The sequence below is a fragment of the Methylobacterium gnaphalii genome, from assembly GCF_007992215.1.
Classification (GTDB): domain Bacteria; phylum Pseudomonadota; class Alphaproteobacteria; order Rhizobiales; family Beijerinckiaceae; genus Methylobacterium; species Methylobacterium gnaphalii.
In genome coordinates this window covers 25493-46297 of the sequence record NZ_BJZV01000006.1, presented here as the reverse complement: position 1 = coordinate 46297, position 20805 = coordinate 25493, and the positions used below count along the sequence as shown (strand labels likewise).

Below are 20805 nucleotides of genomic sequence, written 5' to 3'. Positions count from 1 at the left end.
CGGGAGGATGACCCTGCGTACGCTCACACGGACGCGCGACCTCGGTATCGGCACGCCGCTGGCAGCCCTGGAGGCTCTCGGCTGGGCATGGCAGAGTGCTGGTGTGCAGGATTGTCAGTTCCGGGCAGGTGACGGCAGACGCGCCGCCTCCTCCGCCCCTCGCCCTCTGCTTCGTCTGGTCAGGCTCGCCCTCGCGGGCACGGTCGCTCTTGGCGCACTTGCCCTGTTTGCCGGCTTTCTCCTCTTCGTCTCGACCATCGAGCGGATGGAGCGCCGGCCGAGCGGCCGAGCCGACGGCATTGTCGCGCTGACCGGCGGCGCGCAACGCGTCGGCGACGCGATCGAGCTGCTGGCCGGCGGCTACGGGCGGCGGCTACTGATCTCGGGTGTCAACGAGCGCACCAGCCGCGAGGAGATTGCCCGGCTGAATCCGAGCCAGGGCCGCTTGATCGAGTGCTGCGTCGATCTCGACTACCGGGCGCGCAACACCATCGGCAACGCCATCGAGACCCGGCGCTGGATGCGGCGTCACCATTTCGAGACGATCGCGGTAGTGACCTCGAATTATCACATGCCGCGGACGCTGGTGGAGATCGGCCATGCTCTCGCCGAGGGCCAGTCGGCCGTGCCCTATCCGGTGATCGCAGACGGGTTCGAGATCGGCCGCTGGTGGCAGGATCCCGCCGTGGCCCGCCTGGTCGGCGCCGAATACGTCAAATTCCTCGCCGCTTGGCTGCGCACCCGGGTGGAGGGTGACCCGGAGCAGTCCCGTTTCGCGGTGCTGGTCGGCCGCGGCAAGCCGTCCAAGGCGCCAGTCAGGATGGTGGCCGAGCCCCAGCTGCCCATGGCGAACTGAGCAGCGGCGTCAGAATCCCTTGCAGCGGCTGCGGATGAGGCCGCCGAACTCGCTCTCCTGCCCCTGGGCCTGGGCGAGCTTCTCCTTGCGCTCCGGCCCGGACAGGCAGCGGCCATAGACCCCGGCGATGCGGCGCATGGTGTCGACGTGGCGGCGCCAGACGCGGCACTGGCTGGCCTGATCGTCGCCTGCGCTCTCGAGCTGTTCGCCCGCCTGGCGCTGCATCGAATTCGCGACGAGCACGTCGCGCGCGCAGGCTGCATCGCTCTCGGCCCGGGCAGTCGCTGCCGCGACTGTCACCATGAGACCGATCGCCGCGAGCTGCGCGATCCCCTGCCCGCCTCGTCTTGCCACGATCACCCCCGTCTTCGCCTCACGCAGCCTGCGGAGTCGGCCGGTTCGTCAGCACCGCGTAGAGCGCACTGGCGTCGTGGGCGGCGCGGACACGCTCCAGCAGCCCCGGCTCGCGCAGGATGCGCGCCACCTGAGCCAGAGCCTTGAGATGGTCGGCGCCGGCATTCTCCGGCGCGAGCAGCAGAAAGACGATGTCGACGGGCTGACCGTCGAGGGCCTCGAAATCCGCAGGCTTCTCGATGCGCGCCACCATGCCGAACAGCCGGTCGAGGCGGGCGAGCTTGCCGTGGGGAATTGCCACGCCGTCGCCGATCCCAGTCGAGCCGAGACGCTCGCGCTGGAGCAGCGTTTCGAAGATCTCGCGCTCGTCGAGGCCGGGAAGCTGGCGGGCGGCCTGCGCGGCCAGCTCCGACAGGATCTGCTTCTTGGCCCGCGCCTTCAGAGCCGGGATCACCGAATCCGGACTTAGGAATTCCAGAACTGGCATAAAGGACCTTCGTCCCATCGACAAAATCCGGGATCGGTAACCCAATCCCGGCGGCGAGGCCGGCACGCGAGATGCCGAACCTCGATCTCCAACCGCCTCGCAGCGGCGTTCCAAAGAAACCGGAGGCGGGGCTCCGGTCAGGCACGCTCCGGCGGATCGACCCAACCGATCGCGCCATCGCTCCGCCGATATACGACGTTGATGCGGCCGGTGCCAGCGTGAACGAAGACGACGACCGGCGCGCCGGTGAGATCGAGGCTGGTCACGGCCTCGCTCACCGATTGCCGCCGCAGCGTCTTGGTGCTCTCGGCGACCACCGGCGGATGGGCCTCCTCCTGGGCATCGAAATCGTCTTCGTCTTCGTCGGCCGGAGCGGCGAGGACGGCATAGGCCGCCTCGATGTCCTCGGGGCTGCGGCCGCCATTGTGACTCGCCGCACCGTGATCCTTCAGGCGATGCTTGTAGCGGCGCAGCCGCTTCTCGAGCTTGTCGGCGGTCTGGTCGAAGCTCGCATGCGGATCGTGCGCCGAGCCGGAGGCCTCCAGGGTGAGTCCCGAGGCGAGATGCACCACGCAATCGGTACGGAAGCTGGTGCCGTCGCGCCGGAGCGTCACATGCCCGGACAGCGAGTTGCTCATGTGGCTGTCGAGGTACTTCGAGACAGTCGCCTCTATTCGGTCGTCGACCCGGCTTCGCAGCGCCTCACCGAGGTCGACGCCGTGACCCGTAACCCTCAGACCTGCCATCGACGTCTCCGATTTATCAAAGACGGGCAAACTAAGGACGCGCCGAAGCCGAAGTCAACGCGATGGTCCGGCGGGCCGAACGGCGCCGGTCAGGCGCCGAGCCCAGCTCCAGCCTGTGCGGAACGCTCGCGGCGGCGCTCGATGGACGAGGGGATCCGCAGGGACTCGCGGTATTTCGCAACGGTGCGGCGGGCGATCTCGATGCCCTCGTCGTGCAGGCGCTGCACGAGGGCGTCATCGGACAGCACGTCGTTCGCCTCGGCATCGACGAGCTGCTTGATCCGGTAGCGGACGGCTTCGGAGGAGTGCGAGGCCGCGCCCGCTGCGCCGGGAATCGCGGCAGTGAAGAAGTATTTCATCTCCAGCGTGCCGCGGCTGGTGCCGATCGACTTATTGGAGGTGACGCGCGAGACCGTCGACTCGTGCATGCCGATCGCCTCGGCCACCGTCTTCAGGTTGAGCGGGCGCAGATGCGCGACGCCGTGGACGAAGAAGGCGTCCTGCTGGCGCACGATCTCTGTGGCGACCTTCAGGATGGTGCGGGCGCGCTGCTCCAGGGAGCGGGTCAACCAATTGGCGTTCTGCAGGCATTCCGAGAGGAAGCTCTTGTCGCCGTCGGCTACGGCGCCCTTCGAGACGCGGGAGTAGTAGCTCTGATTGACCAGGACTCGCGGCAGCGCCTCGGAGTTCAGCTCGATCAGCCACGATCCGTCCGGCGCGGCGCGTACGAACACGTCCGGCACCAGCACCTCGACCGCGCTCGTGCCGAAGGCCCGGCCGGGCTTCGGATCGAGCCGGCGGATCTCGGCGAGCATCTCGACGAGATCCTCGTCGTCGACGCCGCAGAGTTTTCGCAAGGCAGAGAAATCGCGCTTGGCGACGAGGTCCAACCGCGAGACCAGCGCCTGCATCGCCGGATCGAACCGGTCCTGTTCGCGCAGCTGGATCGCCAGGCACTCCGCGAGATCGCGAGCGGCGACGCCCGGCGGATCGAAGGTCTGCACCAGCTTGAGCACCCGCGCGACCTGGTCGAGGTCTGCACCGAGGCGGTCGGCGACGAGATCGAGCGATTCGCGGCAATAGCCAGCCTCGTCCACCGCATCGATCAGGAAGCCGCCGATCAGCCGGTCCTGCGGGTCGCGGGTGGCGAGGTCGAGCTGCGCAGCCAGATGCTCGCGCAATGAGATCTCGGCGGTGAGGCTCGCCTCGAAATCCGGAAGTTCGCCATCGAAGCTGCCGCCGGTGCTGCCGTAGGGAGCCGGCGTGAGCGAGAGGGTGTCGCCTCCTCCCTGCTCGCGCGGCATAGGGGTCTCGTCGGCGAAGACGTTGTCGAGGCGTGTATCGAGGGCGCTCTCCATGGTGGCCCGGTCCGGCGCCATGTCGTCCTTGAGCCAGGACTCCGTCTCGCCGCCCTCTCCTGCCTCCGATCCCGTGTCCTGCCCGCGCTCGGCCACATCGCCCGTCGGATCGCCCTCGACGCGCTCCAGCAGCGGATTGCGCTCCAGCTCGGCATCCACATAGGCGGTAAGATCGAGATGGGAGAGCTGCAGGAGCTTGATTGCCTGCAGAAGCTGAGGCGTCATAACCAGGGCTTGGCCCTGGCGCATCTCAAGCCGTTGAAGCAGACTCATCGTGAGGCCTGATTCTCCGTTGGTGAGCGATCAAGATCCAGTCAGCACGAGGCCGGATCTATTATCGGCACAATTCTTGCTTCGTTCAGTTCTCCAAGGCTTAGCCTCAACCGGATCGCGCGTCAAAGCGTGATTGCGGAGTGGCGCGCGAATGGCGTGCAGCGCAGCAAAGCAGCCACAGACCCGATCTTGCGCAGCAGATGTCAGCCTCGGCTACGAGCTCCGGGTAAGGAGTTTCGAAACTTCGCAGCGCAGGCAACGGCGCGAGTTTTGACCCGCAAGCCTCAATGAGCCTCGCCGCGATCTGCGTGACAAGACCGATATCGCTCGCAGGCTACCAGAGCGTGAAGGTCAACGCGCGAAGCGATGAGAATCCGCTGCGATACCGAACGCCGTCCCGATCATGCCGAGGACATTCCTCTGCAGCTGTGTCCGTCGGACTAGAACGGCGGGCCTCATCGAGGTTGATCGTCCTGGCCGGGGTCGCGGGCAGCTTATCGCTGCCATCATCCCAGGCCACCTTGATGTCGTGCCTACAGGCGGAAATCTTCGCCGAGATACAGGCGGCGCGCCTCCGGATCCGCCACGATCTGCTCAGGCGTTCCCTCGGTGAGGATACGGCCGGAATGGGCGATGTAGGCGCGGTCGATCAGGCCGAGCGTCTCGCGCACGTTGTGGTCGGTGATCAGCACGCCAATGCCGCGGCGCTTGAGATGACCGACGAGATCCTGGATGTCGCCCACCGCGATCGGATCGATGCCGGCGAAAGGCTCGTCGAGCAGGATGAAGCTCGGCGAGGATGCCAGCGCACGGGCGATCTCGCAGCGCCGCCGCTCACCACCCGAGAGCGCGATCGAGGGTGACTTGCGCAGCCGCGCGATGTCGAATTCCTCCAGCAGCGAGTCGAGCTTGCGAGCGCGCTCCTTGCGGTCGGGCTCGGCCACTTCCAGCACGGCGCGGATGTTGTCCTCGACGGTGAGCCCCCGGAAGATCGAGGCCTCCTGCGGCAGGTAGCCGATGCCAAGGCGCGCGCGCTGGTACATCGGGAGATGCGTGATCTCCATGCCGTCGAGGCTGATATGGCCGCGATCGGCCACCACCAGCCCAGTGATCATATAGAAGATCGTGGTCTTGCCAGCGCCATTCGGGCCGAGCAGGCCGACGGCCTCGCCGTTGCGGACCGTGAGTCCAGCCTCGTGCACGACAGTGCGGGCGCCGTAGCTCTTGCGCAGTCCGGTGACGTGAAGGATGCCGGGGCCGCCGATCTGATCGGCACCGTCCTGCCGCGACTCGGCGTCGGACGGGGCGCTGACGGCGCGGTCCTGCCCGCGTCCGAACAGGCGCCGTACGAAGGATCCCGCCTTCGGCAGGGAGCCCTCTCCGGAAGCGGCGCGCAGCGGCAGTACGGCCGGAACTGTCGACAGTCCCGTCACGCTCAATTCGCCTGCGCTCGCGATTTCGGAGCGGGTTTGTCGCCCGCCGGCCGCTCCGGCGGCGGGGCCGCAGCCTCTGCCTGCTTCGGCTTGCCAGCCGTTGCGGCCGGTGGTTGCTGGCAGCCCTTGGAACTGCTCTTGCCGGCGCCGTTGGCATCGGGTTTCTCGCCCGGCACGAACATCGCGGAGACGCGGCCGTTGCTGCCCGGATCCATGTTCGCGCGGCCCGAATCCATGTCGTAGACCAGCCGCGAGCCGCGGGTGACGTTGCGGCACTGGCTGAGGACGACGTTGCCGGTCAGCACGATGCGCCGGGCCACCTGATCGAAGGTGGCGTTGTCGCCGGTGGCTACCTGGTCCTTCTGCACGACGGTGACCGGACCAGCGCAATCGACCTTGCGGATGCCATTTTCGGCCATCTCGGCCTGGGTCTTTCCGGCCGAATCCGAGCCGTCCTTGGCGTCGTTCTTGCCGCGCTTGTAGAACACCGTCAGCGCCGAGCAGCGGATGGTGGCATCGCCCTGTACGGCGACGACGTTGCCCGCGAAGATGGCCTTGCTCTCCTTGTCGAACACGTCGAGCCGGTCGGCGTCGATCTTGATCGGCTCCTTGCCGCTGCCGCCCAGTGCGCCCAGCGGCGAATCGGCCTTGTCCTTCGCCATTGCCGGCGCTGTCAGCGGTGAGACCGCGAGGCCGAGGGCCAACATCAGGGAGATTACGCGCACGCTCATCGCCCAGCCTCCGCCGAATCCTTCGGGCCTTCCGCGGAGGAGGTGTGCACGCGCTCGGCGGCCTCTCCGTCCTCGGCAGGCGGCTTCCTGCCTCCCTGAAATTCCGCGTGGACGTTGCCGATGAAGGAGATCACCTTGCCGTTCTCGATCACGTCCAGGCTATCGGCAGTGACGGAGCCCGTGGGGACGGAGACAGTCACCGTCTCGGACGACTTGACCGAGCCCGCCTTGAAATCGACCGCGGCAGATTTGAGCCGTGCCTCCTCGCCCTTATCGGTCCAGAGGCGAATGTTGTCATGCAGGGTCAGGGATTCCTTGCTCGAATCGAAAAGGCCACCCTTCGCCTCGAGATAGGCGAGGCCGCCCTTGTCGTCTGTAGCGATGTGGCCCTTCATGGCCTGGAGTTCGATCAGCGACGGTTTGCGGACGTCCTGCAGCGCGGAATCGGCCGTGACCTCGTAACCGCGCTCGCCCTTCTTGAAGCCGGACAGCCGCGGGTTCTCCATTGTCACCTTGGTGCCCTGCACGCTGACCGGACCGACGCTGACGTCGGGGATGCTGCCCGAGAGCGGGTTCCAGATGACCACGCCGATGATGGCGAGGATGGCGACGCCGGCTGTGATCGGGATCACCCGACGCAGTAAACGGACGCGCGCCGAGTGGCGCACGGCGCGGCCATGCGCCTGCGTGCGACGGGCATTCTCATTTGCCGCGCTCGCTTGGATGTCGAGGGTGTCGGCCGCCTGCATCGGTTTCCTGGGAGGCTCCGTCCGGGGGAGTGCGTCCTCTCCCACACCGACGGGTCGGGGCACGGATAGGGGCATGCCGACGGGCGGTGGCGAAGTTATGGCCTCCGCACCGACCAATAATCAATCTCGACAAAGTGCGCGGAAGCACATACGCGCGCCGCTCTGTGTTTCGAGGCGAAGGTCTCGAGCCGCTAGGTATGCGCGAAAATATCAGCCTCGGCCCAGCCGGCGAGGTCGAGACGTGCACGAGTCGGCAGGAAGTCGAAGCAAGCCTGGGCAAGGTCGGTGCGGCCCTCGCGGGCAAGCATCGTGTTCAGCCGGTCGCGAGCGGCGTGCAGGTACAGCACGTCGGAGGCCGCGTAGTCGAGCTGGGCCTGGCTCAGCGTGTCCGCCCCCCAATCCGAGGATTGCTGTTGCTTCGACAACTCGACGCCAACCATCTCGCGGACCACGTCCTTGAGCCCGTGCCGGTCGGTATAGGTGCGAGCCAGTTTCGAGGCGATCTTGGTGCAGTAGACCGGACCCGGCATCACGCCGAAGGCGCGGTAGAGGACGGCAAGGTCGAACCGCGCAAAGTGGAAGATTGTCTGAACGGCAGGATCGCCGAGCACGCGCTTGAGGTTCACGGGCTCCGGGCCGCCGGGCACGATCTGCACCACCTCGGCATTGCCGTCGCCACGCGAGATCTGCACGACACAGAGTCGGTCGCGATGCGGGTTGAGCCCGAGCGTTTCGGTATCGATCGCGATGGCCGGGCCGGGATCGAAATCCGCGGGCAGGTCACCGCGATGAAAGCGGATGGTCGGCTGGGCTGGCATGTTCGGTCGACGGTCGGTGGTGCGCGGCATGCGCATCCCCCGCGCCTATCACCCGGGGGATCGGCCGGACAAGGTGCTAGCGGCAGGGGCGCGGGGCTTTTGACTCCGCGCCGGCCGTTGCCACGGTTTATTTCTGCTTGGCGATGATCTGGTCTTTGATCCCCGCATAGACGCCTTCGGGGATGATCTTCTTCTGGACCAGCTCATCCTTGCCCTTGTAGGGGCGGCCCTTGATAATCGCCGCCGAGCGGGCCTCGCCAATGCCCTTGAGCTTGCTCAGCTCCTCCGCGCTGGCGCTGTTCAGGTCGATCAGCGGAGCCTTTGCCTCTTTCGGGGCTTCCTTGGCGGGAGCCGCTGCTGGTGCAGGGGCCGCCTTCATCGGCGTGGCGGGGGCCGCCGACTGGGCGAGCACGGGGGTAGCCGCGAGGCAGGCGAGAACGGCCAGGGCGCGCAGAGATGTGGACAGCATGGAAAGTCTCCCGACGGCCGGCATAGTCATCCGCGCCGTGCGGCATGATGTTGGCTAATCGCGCTTGAACCCTGCTTGAACGGATCGGCACTTTCGCTGATGCGAGAACCCATCTAGCCAGTTGGAGCTGTCGCGCGTATAAGCCGCGCCTCGAACCCCGAATTCCATTCGCGGTGCCGGCTGTCCGCCTCGACGAAGGTGGGTCGCCAAGGCGCCGCTTTTTGCCTTGAGAAGACCCCGATGGCCGTTCCGAAGCGTAAAACCTCCCCCTCCCGACGCGGCATGCGCCGCTCGGCCGACGCCCTGAAGGCGCCGACCTATGTCGAGGACAAGGACTCGGGCGAGCTGCGCCGTCCGCACCACATCGACCTGAAGACCGGCATGTACCGCGGTCGCCAGGTTCTCAAGGTGAAGTCGGCCGAGGCCTGAGGTCTCTTCGGAGGCTGGTGCGTCAGGCGCACCGCCTCCCACCGAAGACGCCGGCCGCCCGCGCATAGAGCGCCGCCGCCGCGCGCGTCCGTTCCGAGCGTGCAACGCGCAGCGCCGGATCCGTATCGACGATCAGCTGTGCCAGAAAGCCTGCCATCGGCCTACCGGCCGCGATACGCCGGGCAGGCTCCTCTGTGCTGTCCTGTGAATGGACGACGACGAGGGCGCGGCACATCTTGTCCGCGATATCCTGCTCTTCCGTCTTACCCTGGCTCATCGCCGTCGCCTCTGCGCGCCGCACGGAGACAACTGCGCAAGGCTGAGGCCAGTCGCAAGGATTCTTTAGGCATCCTTGCGAAAAGGTTACCGGCGGCGCTGGCTACTTCTTGGCAAGGGCATCGAGCCGTGCCTGCATCTCGAGCATCTGACGCTTGAGTTCGTCGATGTCGGAGGCGCCTGCCGAGGAGGCTGCGGGCGTCGCGGTGCTGCCTTCAGGCTTGGCGTCGGATGGCGTGAAGCTGCCCGTGAACATCTTCATGGCGTCGCCGAAGAAGCTCATATTGGTGCGGACCTGCTCCTGCAGTGCCTGCTGGAAGGTGCCTGGGCCGAAGCTCTGGAAACTCTGCGAGAACTTTTCGCGCAGGCCGTCCTGGTCCTTGGCGAAGTTCGCCATGGAGAATTCGAGAAAGCTCGGCACCATGATACGCATGCTGTCGCCGTAGAAGCGGATCAGCTGACGTAGGAAGGCCACCGGCAGCAGGTTGTCCTCGCCAGCTTTGTTCTCCTGCTCGAAGATGATCTGCGTCAGCACGGAGCGGGTGATGTCGTCGCCCGAGCGTGCATCGTAGACGACGAAGTCCTCGCCGCTCTGCACCATGCCGGCTAGATCTTCCAGTGTGACATAAGTCGAGGTGCCGGTGTGATAGAGCCGGCGATTGGCGTATTTCTTGATGACGGTCTGGTGAGACTTGCCGCTCTCCGCCATTCCCGCAGCACTCCCCGCTCCGTTCGCCATGGCGCGCATCGACCCATTGCCCCGAAAAATCTGCGGGCCTGCACCGGCTTTCCCGCAATGCGGAACCTTAAGGCACTCTCGCGGCGGCGAAAACAGCAAACTGACAGGCTTTCCCGCACAATATCACCGAGGCGGAATTGTATTCAATTCGACTGCCGGTTCTGCCCGTAAGTCTCCTTGACATCGCAGGAACGAAGCCCTTTTTCCTCAGGGATTGGCAGGCGTATCAGTACTCGAAGCAAAACGCGCCGCGATGAGGAGACAATCGAGATGGCCAGCGAAGATATCGTCATCGTCGGAGCGGCGCGGACCCCCGTAGGTTCGTTCGCGGGCGCCTTCGGCACGACGCCGGCCCACGAACTCGGTGCGATCGCCATCAAGGCCGCGCTCGAACGCGCCAAGGTCTCGCCAGACGAGGTCGACGAGGTGATCTTCGGTCAGGTGCTCACCGCTGCCGCCGGCCAGAATCCCGCCCGCCAGGCCGCCATTGGCGCCGGCATCCCAGAGAAGGCCACCGCGTGGGGCCTCAACCAAGTCTGCGGCTCGGGCCTGCGCACCGTCGCCGTCGGCATGCAGCAGATCGCCAACGGCGACGCCAAGATCATCGTCGCGGGTGGCCAGGAATCCATGTCGCTCGCGCCGCATGCGCAGTACCTGCGCGGCGGCCAGAAGATGGGCGATCTCAAGCTCGTCGACACCATGATCAAGGACGGCCTGTGGGACGCCTTCAACGGCTACCACATGGGCCAGACTGCCGAGAACGTGGCTCAGGCCTTCCAGCTCACCCGCGAGGAGCAGGACAAGTTCGCCACCGCCTCCCAGAACAAGGCCGAGGCGGCCCGCAAGGAGGGCCGCTTCAAGGAAGAGATCGTCCCGGTGACCGTGAAGGGCCGTAAGGGCGACATCATCGTCGAGGAAGACGAGTACATCCGCGACGGCGCCACCGTGGAAGCGATGGCCAAGCTCAAGCCGGCCTTCACCAAGGATGGAACCGTGACGGCCGCCAACGCCTCGGGCCTCAATGACGGCGCCGCCGCTCTGGTGTTGATGTCGGCCTCCGAGGCCGAGAAGCGTGGCCTCCAGCCGCTCGCCAAGATCGTGTCCTGGGCCACCGCCGGCGTCGACCCGAAGGTCATGGGCACCGGCCCGATCCCGGCCTCGCGCAAGGCGCTGGACAAGGCCGGCTGGAAGCCGTCCGACCTCGACCTGATCGAGGCCAACGAGGCCTTCGCCGCCCAAGCCCTGGCGGTGAACAAGGACATGGGCTGGGACGAGTCGAAGGTGAACGTCAACGGCGGCGCCATCGCCATTGGCCACCCGATCGGCGCGTCGGGCGCCCGCGTGCTCATCACCCTCCTGCACGAGCTGAAGCGCCGCGACGCCAAGAAGGGCCTCGCCACGCTGTGCATCGGCGGCGGCATGGGCGTCGCGATGTGTGTCGAGCGCCCCTGAACTGGCCCAACGGAGGAGGCTTCGGCCTCCTCCAGGCATCAAAGAAAACTTGACGCAAAACGCTTTGAAGCCCGCTGAAATTTAAATGGCGTGCGGACGACGGCGGTCCCGGGCAAGAGATCGGCAGTTCTCGGTGCGCGTGACGCACCGGACAGATCCGACGAATTCAATCAAAAACGACGGAGGAAACCATGGCTAGTGGACGCGTCGCCCTCGTCACGGGCGGTACGCGCGGCATCGGCGCCGCCATCTCGAAGGGCCTTCAGGCCAAGGGCTACAAGGTGGCCGCAAATTACGGTGGCAACGACGAGGCCGCCAACGCCTTCAAGGCCGAGACCGGCATCCCGGTCTTCAAGTTCGACGTCGGCGACTATGCGGCCTGCGAGGCCGGCATCAAGCAGATCGAGTCGGAGGTCGGCCCGATCGACATCCTCGTGAACAATGCCGGCATCACCCGCGATGGCGCCTTCCACAAAATGACCTTCGAGAAGTGGCAGGCGGTCATCAAGACCAACCTCGACTCGATGTTCACCTGCACGCGCCCGCTGATCGAGGGCATGCGTTCGCGCAACTTCGGTCGCATCATCCTGATCTCGTCGATCAATGGCCAGAAGGGTCAGGCCGGCCAGACCAACTACTCGGCCGCCAAGGCCGGCGTGATCGGCTTCGCCAAGGCGCTGGCCCAGGAGAGTGCCTCCAAGGGCATTACGGTCAACGTGATCGCACCGGGCTACATCGCCACCGATATGGTGATGGCCGTGCCGGAGGACATCCGCAACAAGATCATCTCGACGATCCCCGTCGGTCGCCTCGGCGAGGCAGAAGAAATCGCCCGCGCGGTCGAGTACCTCGCCGACGATTCCTCTGGCTTCATCACCGGCTCGACGCTGACCATCAACGGCGCGCAGTACATTACCTGATCTGATGAGTTGCCGCTGGCCGTCCCGGCCAGCGGCGTCCGCCAGACGAGCAGCTGCCCTCAGTCGCGCTTGCCTTTGCGCTTTCCCCGCTAGAGGGCTCAGCCATCAATGCGAGCAACAGCGAAACAATCCTAGGTCAATGCGCTGACGTTGCGGGCGGGGCTCTGGGTTACGTCGCTGCGATCATGATCGCGGGCCCTACCCATTGTCCGTCTTGATAAAATCGATGAAGGCCCTCAGCGGTGGCGGCATATGCTGGCGCTGGGCGTAATAGAGGCGCGGGCCCGAGAAGGGCGGCAGCCAGTCTTCGAGCAGCGGCACCAGGGCGCCCGTCGCCAGGCCCTCCGCCAGATATTCCTCGAAAGTGCAGATGAGGCCGAGGCCAGCGATGGCAGCCTGGGCCTCCAATTCGGCCGAGGTCGCGATGAGCGGTCCTGCCGCCGCGATGCGAACGACCTCACCGTCCTTCTCGAAATCCCACTGCGCGGTCACCCGACTGGCGAAGCGATGCCGGATGCAGGCATGGGCCAGCAGTTCGCGCGGGTGTCGGGGTGTCCCTCTCGTCGCAAGATAAGCTGGCGCGCCGGCCAGCACGTAGCGCTGCAGACGAGGGCCGATGGGCACCGCAACCATGTCGCGCTCAAGGCTCTCCTCGTAGCGGATGCCTGCATCGAAGCCCTCGGCCAGCACGTCGATGAAGCTATCGTTGTTCTCCACTTCCAGGCTGATCCGGGGGTAGGTCAGAAGGAACCGGTTTACGATCGCGGGCAGGATGTGGCGGGCGACGACGGTCGGCGCGTTGAGTCGTAGCGTCCCGGCTGGGGTATCGGACGAGTCGTTGACAGCGTCGAGCGCGCTCTCGATCTCGCGGATCGCCGGTCCGAGCCGTTCGAGCAGTTGAGCCCCTGCTTCGGTCGGCGTCACACTTCGTGTTGTCCGGTTGAGGAGCCGGGACCCGAGCCGTGCCTCGAGCCGGCGGAGTGCCTCACTCAACGCCGAGGCTGAAACGCCCTTGAGCCTGGCTGCGCCACGAAAGCTGCGAGCGCGCGCGACGGCGACGAAGGCGTCGAGATCCGCTAGGTTCGGATCGGCCATTGTGCGAAATCCCGGACAAGTCGTACAGTTGAGACCGGCTTATCGCACGACTTGTGCCGATGCATATCCGCTGCAACGCCTCACCGAGGCTTGAGCCAGCGGAGAACGATCATGAAGCACAGGCAACTCGGCAAGACAGGCCCCAGCGTCTCAGCCCTCGGACTTGGCGCGATGGGTATGTCGGATTTCTACGGCCCGTCCGACCGCGCAGAGAGCATCGCGACGATCCACGCGGCCCTCGAAGCCGGCATCGCGCTGATCGATACCGGTGACTTCTACGGCATGGGCCACAACGAGATACTGATCGGCGAAGCACTCAAGGGCCGGCGCGATGAGGTCCTGATCAGCGTGAAATTTGGCGCCCTACGAGACGCCAACCGTGGCTGGAGCGGCTACGACTGCCGCCCGGCGGCGGTGAAGAACTTCCTCGCCTACACGCTGCAACGGCTCGGCACAGACCATGTCGACATCTACCGCCCAGCCCGCCTCGACCCGAATGTGCCGATCGAGGAGACGGTCGGTGCCATCGCGGACGAGGTAAAGGCCGGCCGCGTCCGGCATATCGGCCTTTCGGAGGTCGGCTCGGACACGATCCGGCGGGCGGCGGCCGTCCATCCGATCAGCGACCTGCAGATCGAGTACTCGCTGATCTCCCGCGGCATCGAGGACGATATCCTCCATACCTGCCGGGAGCTCGGCATCGGCATCACTGCCTATGGTGTGCTCTCGCGCGGGCTGATCAGCGGGCATTGGCAGAAGGGGCAGGGCCAGGGCGACTTCCGCGGCATGAGCCCACGCTTCCAGGGCGAGAACCTCGATGCGAACCTCGCCCTCGTCGACGCCCTGCGCGCGATCGCCCAGGCAAAGGATGTGAGCGTCGCGCAGATCGCCATCGCTTGGGTCGCAGCCCAGGGCGACGACATCGTGCCGCTCGTCGGCGCCCGCCGGCGCGACCGCCTGCAGGAGGCACTCGCCTCGACGCATGTCAGCCTCGGCGCGGACGACCTTGCGGCGATCGAACGGGCCGTGCCGAAGGGCGCCGCGGCAGGGTCCCGCTACGCGCAGGCGCAGATGGCTCATCTCGACAGCGAAGCTGGACGGCACTGAGCCGTCCGGCGTCACCGGCGGGGCATGGGCCGCCAGTCCGGTGGTGCCATCTCGAAACCGGCGAAATCGAAGCCGGGTGAGACCGTGCAGCCGACCAGCGTCCAGGCGCCGAGGCTCGCTGCCGTTTGCCAATGACCGGCCGGCACCACGAGCTGCGGGCGCTGCCGGCGCAGGATGTCGGGGCCGAGATGGTGTGCCTCGGCATCATGGCCGTTGCCGCTGATGGTGATCACCATCGGCGCGCCGGCATACCAGTGCCAGATCTCGGCGGCGTCGACGCGGTGCCAGGCCGAGACCTCACCGACGTCGAGCAGGTAGTAGATCGCCGTGCCGACCGAGCGGCCGTCGACCTCGCGGGAATCGCGAAACGTCTCGCGATAATGCCCACCCTCGGGATGCGGCTTCAGGCCGAGCGCCGTGATGACGTCGATGGCGCGGAGATCGTCCATCATCCGTGCTTCTCCTCCCATTCCGGCAGCAGCCAGCCCCTGTAATGCACGAGCAGCCCGACGAGGGGCAGGAACAGGGCGACATCGAAGCGGAAGCGGCCACGCTCATCCACACGTTCGCTCGCCCGCGTAGCTGGACTGAGGGCACGCGGCAGCCGCAGCAGGCCGATCCGCCACCCCGTGATGGCCATGTCCAGACCCTCCGCATGGGCGATGACCGCGAGATCCATTGAGAACGGGCCGAAGCGTTCGCGAAGCATACCGCGCCCCTCGCCGCCTGGCGCGAGACTCATGACGCTCGAAAAGCGCTCGCCGCCAAAGCGTCGCGTCCAGCGCTCTGTGCCCTTCCCTGGCCGGATCGCGACGCGCACCGGGCAGGCCGTCATCGCATGCGGCAGCCGAAAGAGTGCCGCGAGCGGCGCGACCGTCATGCCCATCCCGCGCTGCACCTCAGCTTCGCCCGAAAACGACAGCCCGCCCGTCGCACCGTGCAGCGTTTGGATCGGCGCCGGCATGGTCGCGAACCCTGCACCAAGTGCCCGCACGAGCAGGGGTGTGGGGTGATCGCTCACGATCCGGGTCTCAATCCGTAGCCGGCGCATCTCCGCTTCGATAGCGGTGAGTGACAGGAGGTCGACATAGGCGCGGGCGCCGGGCGGGACTGGCTCGGCGGCGGGATCGGTCATGCGCCGGATCATCGCCAGGGCGGGAAGCGTGGGGACGTAGGGGCCGTCGCCGGCCTCCGCCACGAGGCTCCAGCGCGCACGCGTGGGACGATCATCGGCATCCCGCCCCAACGCCTCGACGACCATGCCACCGCGGTCGCTACCAAAGCGCTCCAGCCATCCCGTCACGGCGAGAAAGGGCTTTGCGAAAGGCACGAGCGAAGGCAGCAGCCGCAACCTCACCGGCAGGCTGGCGAGCCAGAGTCCGAGATGCAGGACGCTCAGTTCGAGGCCGGCCCGAAAAATCGCGCTGCGCGCCTCGGGGAAGCGTGCCGGCAGGATGTCGAGATCCGGCGTCTCGCAGAGCGAGGCCCACCGGCGGCCGAGACCGTGCACGCTCAGTCGCGAGAGCAGGCTCCACCCGGCTTCACGCTCCCAGGCGCCGTCGCGAAACACACGGACCGGCCGCCCGGCATAGGACAGGATCGCCTTCATCACCGAGAGCCCGCGCGGCGCGCGGTTGCCTGGAACGATGGCCACGGAGATGGCCTCGACGCGGCGCCAGCCGGCGGTGATGGCATCGAGCGCAGCGTTCGACAGGGCGGGTGTCGAGCTGGCACCAGTCAGAGCGACGACAACGGCGGCCCGCGCCTCTGCGTCGAGCCTGCCGAAACGCGAGACGAAATCGCGGGCATCGGCGAGGTCGAGATAGGGCAGGCCAGCAGCGATAGCCGCGCGGGCGAGACGAGGCTCCGCGCCCTGAAACGGGCCGGCCGCATCCACGACGAGGCGGAGGCCGAGGGCTGTCAGCTCGCACGCTGCGACTGTGGCCGCATCGAGCCGGATGGCCTGCACCCGGCTGGGCGGGTGAAGCCGTGCCGTCGCTTCCGCCCGAGCGAGGTTGCGTCCGGCTATGATTACCGGAAGCGTGGTCGTCTCGACGAGGCCGGCGACGAGGCGCGAGCCGAAGGCACCGCTACCGCCGACGATCAGCACCGCCGGCTCGCTGAACCTCTCGCTCACTCGGGAATGGCGCCCTGCGGCATGTTGAACTGACGCGGCGGCGCGGCGGCACGCCCGGCGGGTGCCGTTGCACCAGCGGTCGCGCCGGCTGGCTCCTTGCGCGATGCCTTTGGCTTTTTCTCCTTCTTCGCCACCGGCATGGGAAGCGCCTTGGCCTCGGGAGCAATGCCGCACTCCTTGAAACGCATCTGCGCGAGTGGGGCGTTCGCGTCGGATACGATCTCGAAGGAATCCGGAAGGGTAGCGAGCCGGGCATCCCAGCGGATGGGTCCGCCGAGCAGGCTCTCCAACGCGGCCGGGGAGGCCCCGCGTCGCAGTGAGGTCAGATCGCGGCCATAGGCGGTGGCGATCTTGTCGCCGATCACGAGCTGGACCACGCGGGTCACGTCCGGGGTGAGCGGCCGCAGCGGGTTGTCGATCGTGACGGCGCCGGTCCGCGTCACCCAGACCAGGAAATCCTTCGGCCCGTCATAGAGCACGGACTGACCGGGGTCGCAGGCGACGGGGGGCGCCGCGAACGTCGCCGGCGGAGGCGGGGCCGGAGAGGCAGGGGCCATGCCCTGCGGCTCCTCGCGTACCGGGCGAAGTTCCGGCTTGCTAGCAGCAGGCGCCGCCTGGGGAGCGGGTTTGGGCTTCGGTTTGGGTGCTGAGCGCGGCTTTGGTTTCGCGGGCTTGGGCTGCGCCGGCTCGCCGGCCGGCGGAGCGGCAGCCTCGGGCTCCTGCGCCATGGCTGCACACGCCAGCGACAGGTATGCCGCGACAAGCGCGGCGTTCAGGGGAATGCGCACGATCACTGCCCCCGGCGCCCGCGCAATGCGTCCGGTCTCGCCTTCGTTGAATCGTCGATGAGCTTGGCTTCGATCATCTCTGCCTCGATGGATGCCGCATCGATCACGTGACCATCCTTCTCCCGGACCTCGCTCCACTCGGCATCGACGATCGGCTGGCTGCGGTCGATCGGGCTGCGCGGGGCCGGACGCAGGGTTCGGATCAGGAAGTCCTCGTCGCCCTCGGCCAAGTCGTCCTCCCGTTGCATCCGCAGGGGAGGACGGCGCGACCGTGCGGACACCACCGAGGCGAAGGCCAAGGCAAGACCGGCAACCGCAACCGCGCCGAGGATCAAGAGCGTTTCCATGGCCAATGCGAGCGTTACCCCACCTCGGCAGCCGTTGCACCAGCAGATCGTCACAGGAAGCTTGGCCGCGATCGCGGAACGGTCCTTGCGTCACAGGCCCGACGATGAGAACACCGCCGCCCTGCGATGCGCGGGGCCGGTTGGAGCGGATGGATGAGCCGATGCCACTCGATGACCGTCTGCCGTGCGGCCCCTCTCTCAGCGAAGACCCGGTGACCGCGATGCTCGACGATCGCTCCCCCGTGCGCACGCCTCCCGCTGCCGAGGCACTAGAGGCGGAGCTTTTGGCGCTGGTGACGCAATCGCGTGCCCAGTCCGTCGACGATCCGTTCCGCAATCCGGTGCTCGCCGTGACCCTGGCGATCACGCGGCGGCTCGACAGCGCGGAGATCGGCGAGAGCGATCTCGATGCCCTCTTCGAGCATCTGCGGCGCCAAGCGCTCGACGCGCGGGCCGGCCGGCTTCGCGCCTATGTTGGGCTCGGGCCAGATGCGGCCGGCGGCAGCGAGGCAGATCTCGCCGGGCGGCTCGTAGCAGGGATTGCCCGGCGCGACGGCGATCTGGAGGCGTTTCGCGATCTCGTCGGCCGCACGGCCTTCGCGGCCGTGTTCACTGCGCATCCCACCTTCGGCATGCCGAAAGCCGTCGCGGCCGCCATTGCGGAAGCCGCCTCGACCACCGACGCAGTGGCCCGCGCCTCGCTCGTCGCAAAGGCCGCCGGCGTCTCGTCGCGGCCCGACGCGAATATCAGCCTCGACGACGAGTTCGACCAGGCCTGCATCGCGGCCAATCACGGCCGCAGCGCGCTGGACCGCTTCAACGGCGCTCTCCTCGACGCCGCCCGCGAACGCTGGCCTGACCGCTGGACCGAGATCGTCCCGAAACCGCTCGCCATCGCTTCATGGGTCGGCTGCGACACCGACGGGCGCACCGATATCGGCTGGTGGGACACGCTGCGCTACCGGCTGATCTCCAAGCGCATGCAGCTTGACCGCGTCATGCGCGATTTGCCGGAAGTGCCGGCGACGCGCGTGGTGCGCGAGCTGACGGCAGGCGCCCTTGATTCCGTGAAGCGCCAGCTCGCCGGCGCCCCGCTGCTCGGCACGAAGCCCTCACTGGAAGCCGTGCACCGCTTCGCGTTGGCCCTGATCATCGAGCGCGAGCGTGCGCAGGTCGATTCCGGACCGCTCCTGGCTGGTCTCACCGCGGCCATCAGTGCGGCCGAGTCGGACGAGGACCGGCGTGCCATCGCCGTGCTGCGCTCGGGCATCGCCGCCCACGGTCTGTCGAACGCCCTTCCGCATTTCCGGCTCAACGCCAGCCAGATCCACAACGCCGTGCGCCGCGTGATCGATCTCGAAGGCGAGCCGACCGATGCCGCGCATCGCCGCTCGCATCTTGCGACGATCAACACGCTGCTCAACGACGTGCAGCCGGTCGCTGTGGATTTCGGGGCGCTCGCCGCCGAGCGCGCCTCGGCTGCACGGCTGATGATGACGATCGCGCAGATCCTGAAGCACGTCGACGGCACGCATCCCGTCCGCTTCCTGATCGCCGAGACCGAGACCGGCTACACCCTGCTCTCCGCGCTCTGGCTTGCCCGCCATTACGGCATCGCCGACCGGCTCGAGATTACGCCGCTCTTCGAGACCGCCAGCGCCCTGGAGCAGGGCATCCGCGTTCTCGATGATGCCCTGCGCAACCCGCATTGGCGCCGTCATCTCAAGCGGCTCGGCCGGCTCTGCGTTCAGTTCGGCTACTCGGATTCCGGCCGCTATGTCGGCCAGCTCGCCGCGACGTTCTGGATCGAGCGGCTGCGCCTGCGCATCACCGAGCTGATGGTGCAGAACGAGCTGACCGACGTCGAGCTCGTGATCTTCGACACACATGGCGAATCGATCGGGCGCGGCGCCCATCCGACCAGCCTCGCCGACCGCCTCGCCTACCTCGCACCGGAAGGTGCCCGCGAGAAGAGCCAAGCCGACGGCATCAGGGTGCGGCTCGAATCGAGCTTCCAGGGCTCGGACGGCTACCTGATGTTCGGCTCGGCCGATCTCGCCCGCGCCAGTGTCGCCCGCATCGCCGAGCATGTCTTTGCCGACGCACTGACGGACGAGGATGCCTTCGCCGACTACGTCATGAACGATGCGCCGAAGGCCACGGGCGCTGGCCGCGATCCGATCTATGCGGAGCCCGACTTCGCCGCCGAATTCTTTCGCGCGGCACGCCAGTCGATGGAAGAATTGGTTGAGGATCCAGGCTACGCGGCCTTGCTCGGCACCTTCGGGCCCGGGCTGATCGACAAAACCGGCTCGCGCCCTGCCGCACGGCAGTCCGACAGCGGGGGTCCGGCGATGATCACACATCCGCGCCAGCTCAGGGCAATCCCCAACAACGCGATCCTGCACCAGCTCGGCTTCCTGGCGAACTCGTTGCACGGGATCGGCCGAGCAGCCTCGCGCTCACCCGACCTCTTCCGGCAGATGCGAGAGGACTCGGTACGCTTCAGCCGCGCCTTCCGTCTGGTGCAGCATGCCGCGAGCGTCGGCGATCTCGACGTGCTGCGCGCCTATATTGATACCCTCGATCCGGCCGTCTGGCTGGAGCGTGCCCGCCGCACCCGCCGGGATGCCCGTCGCGACGAGTTAATCGTCGTCGCCGATGCGCTCGAACGCCTGAACCTCGCACCGGATCTGCGCCGTCTGTTCGGCCGGCTGACCTGCGATTGGCTCTCGCTGCAGACCGCTGCACCGGACCTCGCCACGATGCCGGTGCGATTGACTCTGCTCCACGCGATCCGGCTCGCCCTGATTCACCGGATCTGGTTCCTCGCCGTACATATCCCGAGCTTCCGGCCGCAATCGGGGATCACGCGGGAGGGTTTGCTCGAGCGCTTCCTGCGCCTCGACATCGATGGCTGCCTCACGCTGCTGGACGAGGTGTTCCCGATCACTCCCGATCCGACCCTCGGCCTGAATTTCGGGGAGCCCCCGGGCCCGCGCGATGTCGGCACCTACGAGAGCGAACACGCCACGCTTTTCCAGCCGATCCGCCGGCTGTTTCTGCGCGTGCGGGAAATCTCGGGAATGATCCAGCACGAGGTCGGGGCGTTCGGATGAATCAGCGTGGTTCCGGGGCGCCGGAGGCGAACCCGGAGCCCACGACGGGCCCCGATGGTCTGGTTCTCAGCCGCGCATCAAGCGTGGCCTCTTGGTTCCGCTTCGTAGCCTGAAGCGACGAG

Annotated in this window: 22 protein-coding genes; 6 read left to right on the top strand and 16 right to left on the bottom strand. The window is 67.0% G+C overall.

Annotated elements, in window-relative coordinates; all coding sequences use genetic code 11:
* Positions 1 to 7: 7 nt before the first annotated feature.
* Positions 8 to 856 carry a YdcF family protein gene (locus MGN01_RS07020; RefSeq protein WP_147045882.1) on the top strand — a complete coding sequence of 283 codons (849 nt, stop codon included), beginning with the start codon at positions 8 to 10 and terminating at the stop codon, positions 854 to 856.
* Positions 857 to 865: 9 nt separating this feature from the next.
* On the opposite strand, the gene MGN01_RS07015 is transcribed toward MGN01_RS07020, so the two are convergent.
* The 9 genes from MGN01_RS07015 to MGN01_RS06975 all read right to left on the bottom strand — a co-directional run bounded on the left by MGN01_RS07015 (position 866) and on the right by MGN01_RS06975 (position 8274).
* Positions 866 to 1159 (bottom strand): hypothetical protein, encoded by a 294-nt coding sequence (locus MGN01_RS07015; protein ID WP_147046041.1) that lies wholly within the window; start codon positions 1157 to 1159, stop codon positions 866 to 868.
* 70 nt (positions 1160 to 1229) lie between these two features.
* The gene (gene ptsN / locus MGN01_RS07010) at positions 1230 to 1697 is read right to left on the bottom strand and encodes a PTS IIA-like nitrogen regulatory protein PtsN (protein ID WP_147045881.1); all 468 of its coding nucleotides are present in this window, start codon (positions 1695 to 1697) and stop codon (positions 1230 to 1232) included.
* 137 nt (positions 1698 to 1834) lie between these two features.
* Positions 1835 to 2443, bottom strand: coding sequence for a ribosome hibernation-promoting factor, HPF/YfiA family (gene hpf, locus MGN01_RS07005; protein WP_147045880.1), 609 nt, complete (start codon positions 2441 to 2443; stop codon positions 1835 to 1837).
* Positions 2444 to 2532: 89 nt separating this feature from the next.
* The gene (gene rpoN / locus MGN01_RS07000; RefSeq protein ID WP_147045879.1) at positions 2533 to 4074 is read right to left on the bottom strand and encodes an RNA polymerase factor sigma-54; all 1542 of its coding nucleotides are present in this window, start codon (positions 4072 to 4074) and stop codon (positions 2533 to 2535) included.
* Positions 4075 to 4607: 533 nt separating this feature from the next.
* Entirely contained in the window at positions 4608 to 5477 is an 870-nt protein-coding gene (gene lptB / locus MGN01_RS06995; RefSeq protein WP_174804571.1) for an LPS export ABC transporter ATP-binding protein, read from the bottom strand.
* 32 nt (positions 5478 to 5509) lie between these two features.
* Complete coding sequence (locus MGN01_RS06990) at positions 5510 to 6238, bottom strand: LptA/OstA family protein (RefSeq protein WP_147045878.1); 729 nt, start codon at positions 6236 to 6238, stop codon at positions 5510 to 5512.
* Positions 6235 to 6987 (bottom strand): LPS export ABC transporter periplasmic protein LptC, encoded by a 753-nt coding sequence (gene lptC, locus MGN01_RS06985; RefSeq protein ID WP_147045877.1) that lies wholly within the window; start codon positions 6985 to 6987, stop codon positions 6235 to 6237. The genes MGN01_RS06990 and lptC overlap by 4 nt, the downstream gene beginning before the upstream one ends.
* A 191-nt stretch (positions 6988 to 7178) precedes the next feature.
* The gene (locus tag MGN01_RS06980; RefSeq protein WP_147046039.1) at positions 7179 to 7805 is read right to left on the bottom strand and encodes a ribonuclease D; all 627 of its coding nucleotides are present in this window, start codon (positions 7803 to 7805) and stop codon (positions 7179 to 7181) included.
* Between the two features lie 127 nt (positions 7806 to 7932).
* Positions 7933 to 8274: a ComEA family DNA-binding protein gene (locus MGN01_RS06975; RefSeq protein ID WP_147045876.1), complete on the bottom strand. Its 342-nt coding sequence runs from the start codon at positions 8272 to 8274 to the stop codon at positions 7933 to 7935.
* 240 nt (positions 8275 to 8514) lie between these two features.
* Between MGN01_RS06975 and rpmF the strand changes: the two genes are divergently transcribed.
* On the top strand, positions 8515 to 8703 hold the full coding sequence (gene rpmF, locus MGN01_RS06970) for a 50S ribosomal protein L32 (RefSeq protein WP_003601373.1): 189 nt from the start codon (positions 8515 to 8517) through the stop codon (positions 8701 to 8703).
* Between the two features lie 22 nt (positions 8704 to 8725).
* On the opposite strand, the gene MGN01_RS06965 is transcribed toward rpmF, so the two are convergent.
* Both MGN01_RS06965 and phaR read right to left on the bottom strand, forming a co-directional pair.
* Entirely contained in the window at positions 8726 to 8980 is a 255-nt protein-coding gene (locus MGN01_RS06965; protein ID WP_147045875.1) for a hypothetical protein, read from the bottom strand.
* A gap of 102 nt (positions 8981 to 9082) precedes the next feature.
* Complete coding sequence (gene phaR, locus MGN01_RS06960; RefSeq protein WP_147046038.1) at positions 9083 to 9688, bottom strand: polyhydroxyalkanoate synthesis repressor PhaR; 606 nt, start codon at positions 9686 to 9688, stop codon at positions 9083 to 9085.
* 300 nt (positions 9689 to 9988) lie between these two features.
* On the opposite strand from phaR, the gene MGN01_RS06955 reads away from it, so the two are divergent.
* Both MGN01_RS06955 and phbB read left to right on the top strand, forming a co-directional pair.
* Positions 9989 to 11170, top strand: a complete 1182-nt coding sequence (locus tag MGN01_RS06955) for an acetyl-CoA C-acetyltransferase (protein WP_147045874.1) — start codon at positions 9989 to 9991, stop codon at positions 11168 to 11170.
* Between the two features lie 191 nt (positions 11171 to 11361).
* The gene (gene phbB, locus MGN01_RS06950; RefSeq protein WP_147045873.1) at positions 11362 to 12090 is read left to right on the top strand and encodes an acetoacetyl-CoA reductase; all 729 of its coding nucleotides are present in this window, start codon (positions 11362 to 11364) and stop codon (positions 12088 to 12090) included.
* Positions 12091 to 12288: 198 nt separating this feature from the next.
* On the opposite strand, the gene MGN01_RS06945 is transcribed toward phbB, so the two are convergent.
* The gene (locus MGN01_RS06945) at positions 12289 to 13185 is read right to left on the bottom strand and encodes a LysR family transcriptional regulator (protein ID WP_147045872.1); all 897 of its coding nucleotides are present in this window, start codon (positions 13183 to 13185) and stop codon (positions 12289 to 12291) included.
* Between the two features lie 111 nt (positions 13186 to 13296).
* Here MGN01_RS06945 and MGN01_RS06940 point away from each other — a divergent pair, with 111 nt between their 5' ends.
* On the top strand, positions 13297 to 14292 hold the full coding sequence (locus MGN01_RS06940; RefSeq protein WP_147045871.1) for an aldo/keto reductase: 996 nt from the start codon (positions 13297 to 13299) through the stop codon (positions 14290 to 14292).
* An 11-nt stretch (positions 14293 to 14303) separates the two neighbouring features.
* On the opposite strand, the gene MGN01_RS06935 is transcribed toward MGN01_RS06940, so the two are convergent.
* The 4 genes from MGN01_RS06935 to MGN01_RS06920 are packed head-to-tail and all read right to left on the bottom strand — an operon-like array spanning position 14304 to position 17564.
* Positions 14304 to 14744, bottom strand: a complete 441-nt coding sequence (locus MGN01_RS06935; protein ID WP_147045870.1) for a cupin domain-containing protein — start codon at positions 14742 to 14744, stop codon at positions 14304 to 14306.
* Positions 14741 to 16429 carry a saccharopine dehydrogenase family protein gene (locus tag MGN01_RS06930; protein WP_238258178.1) on the bottom strand — a complete coding sequence of 563 codons (1689 nt, stop codon included), beginning with the start codon at positions 16427 to 16429 and terminating at the stop codon, positions 14741 to 14743. The genes MGN01_RS06935 and MGN01_RS06930 overlap by 4 nt, the downstream gene beginning before the upstream one ends.
* On the bottom strand, positions 16426 to 17217 hold the full coding sequence (locus MGN01_RS06925; RefSeq protein WP_238258181.1) for a hypothetical protein: 792 nt from the start codon (positions 17215 to 17217) through the stop codon (positions 16426 to 16428). Before MGN01_RS06925 ends, MGN01_RS06930 begins: the two co-directional genes overlap by 4 nt.
* Before the next feature lie 2 nt (positions 17218 to 17219).
* On the bottom strand, positions 17220 to 17564 hold the full coding sequence (locus MGN01_RS06920) for a hypothetical protein (protein WP_147045869.1): 345 nt from the start codon (positions 17562 to 17564) through the stop codon (positions 17220 to 17222).
* Between the two features lie 161 nt (positions 17565 to 17725).
* Here MGN01_RS06920 and MGN01_RS06915 point away from each other — a divergent pair, with 161 nt between their 5' ends.
* A complete protein-coding gene (locus MGN01_RS06915; RefSeq protein ID WP_373319194.1) occupies positions 17726 to 20683 on the top strand; it encodes a phosphoenolpyruvate carboxylase in 2958 nt (985 codons plus the stop codon).
* Positions 20684 to 20805: the final 122 nt, after the last annotated feature.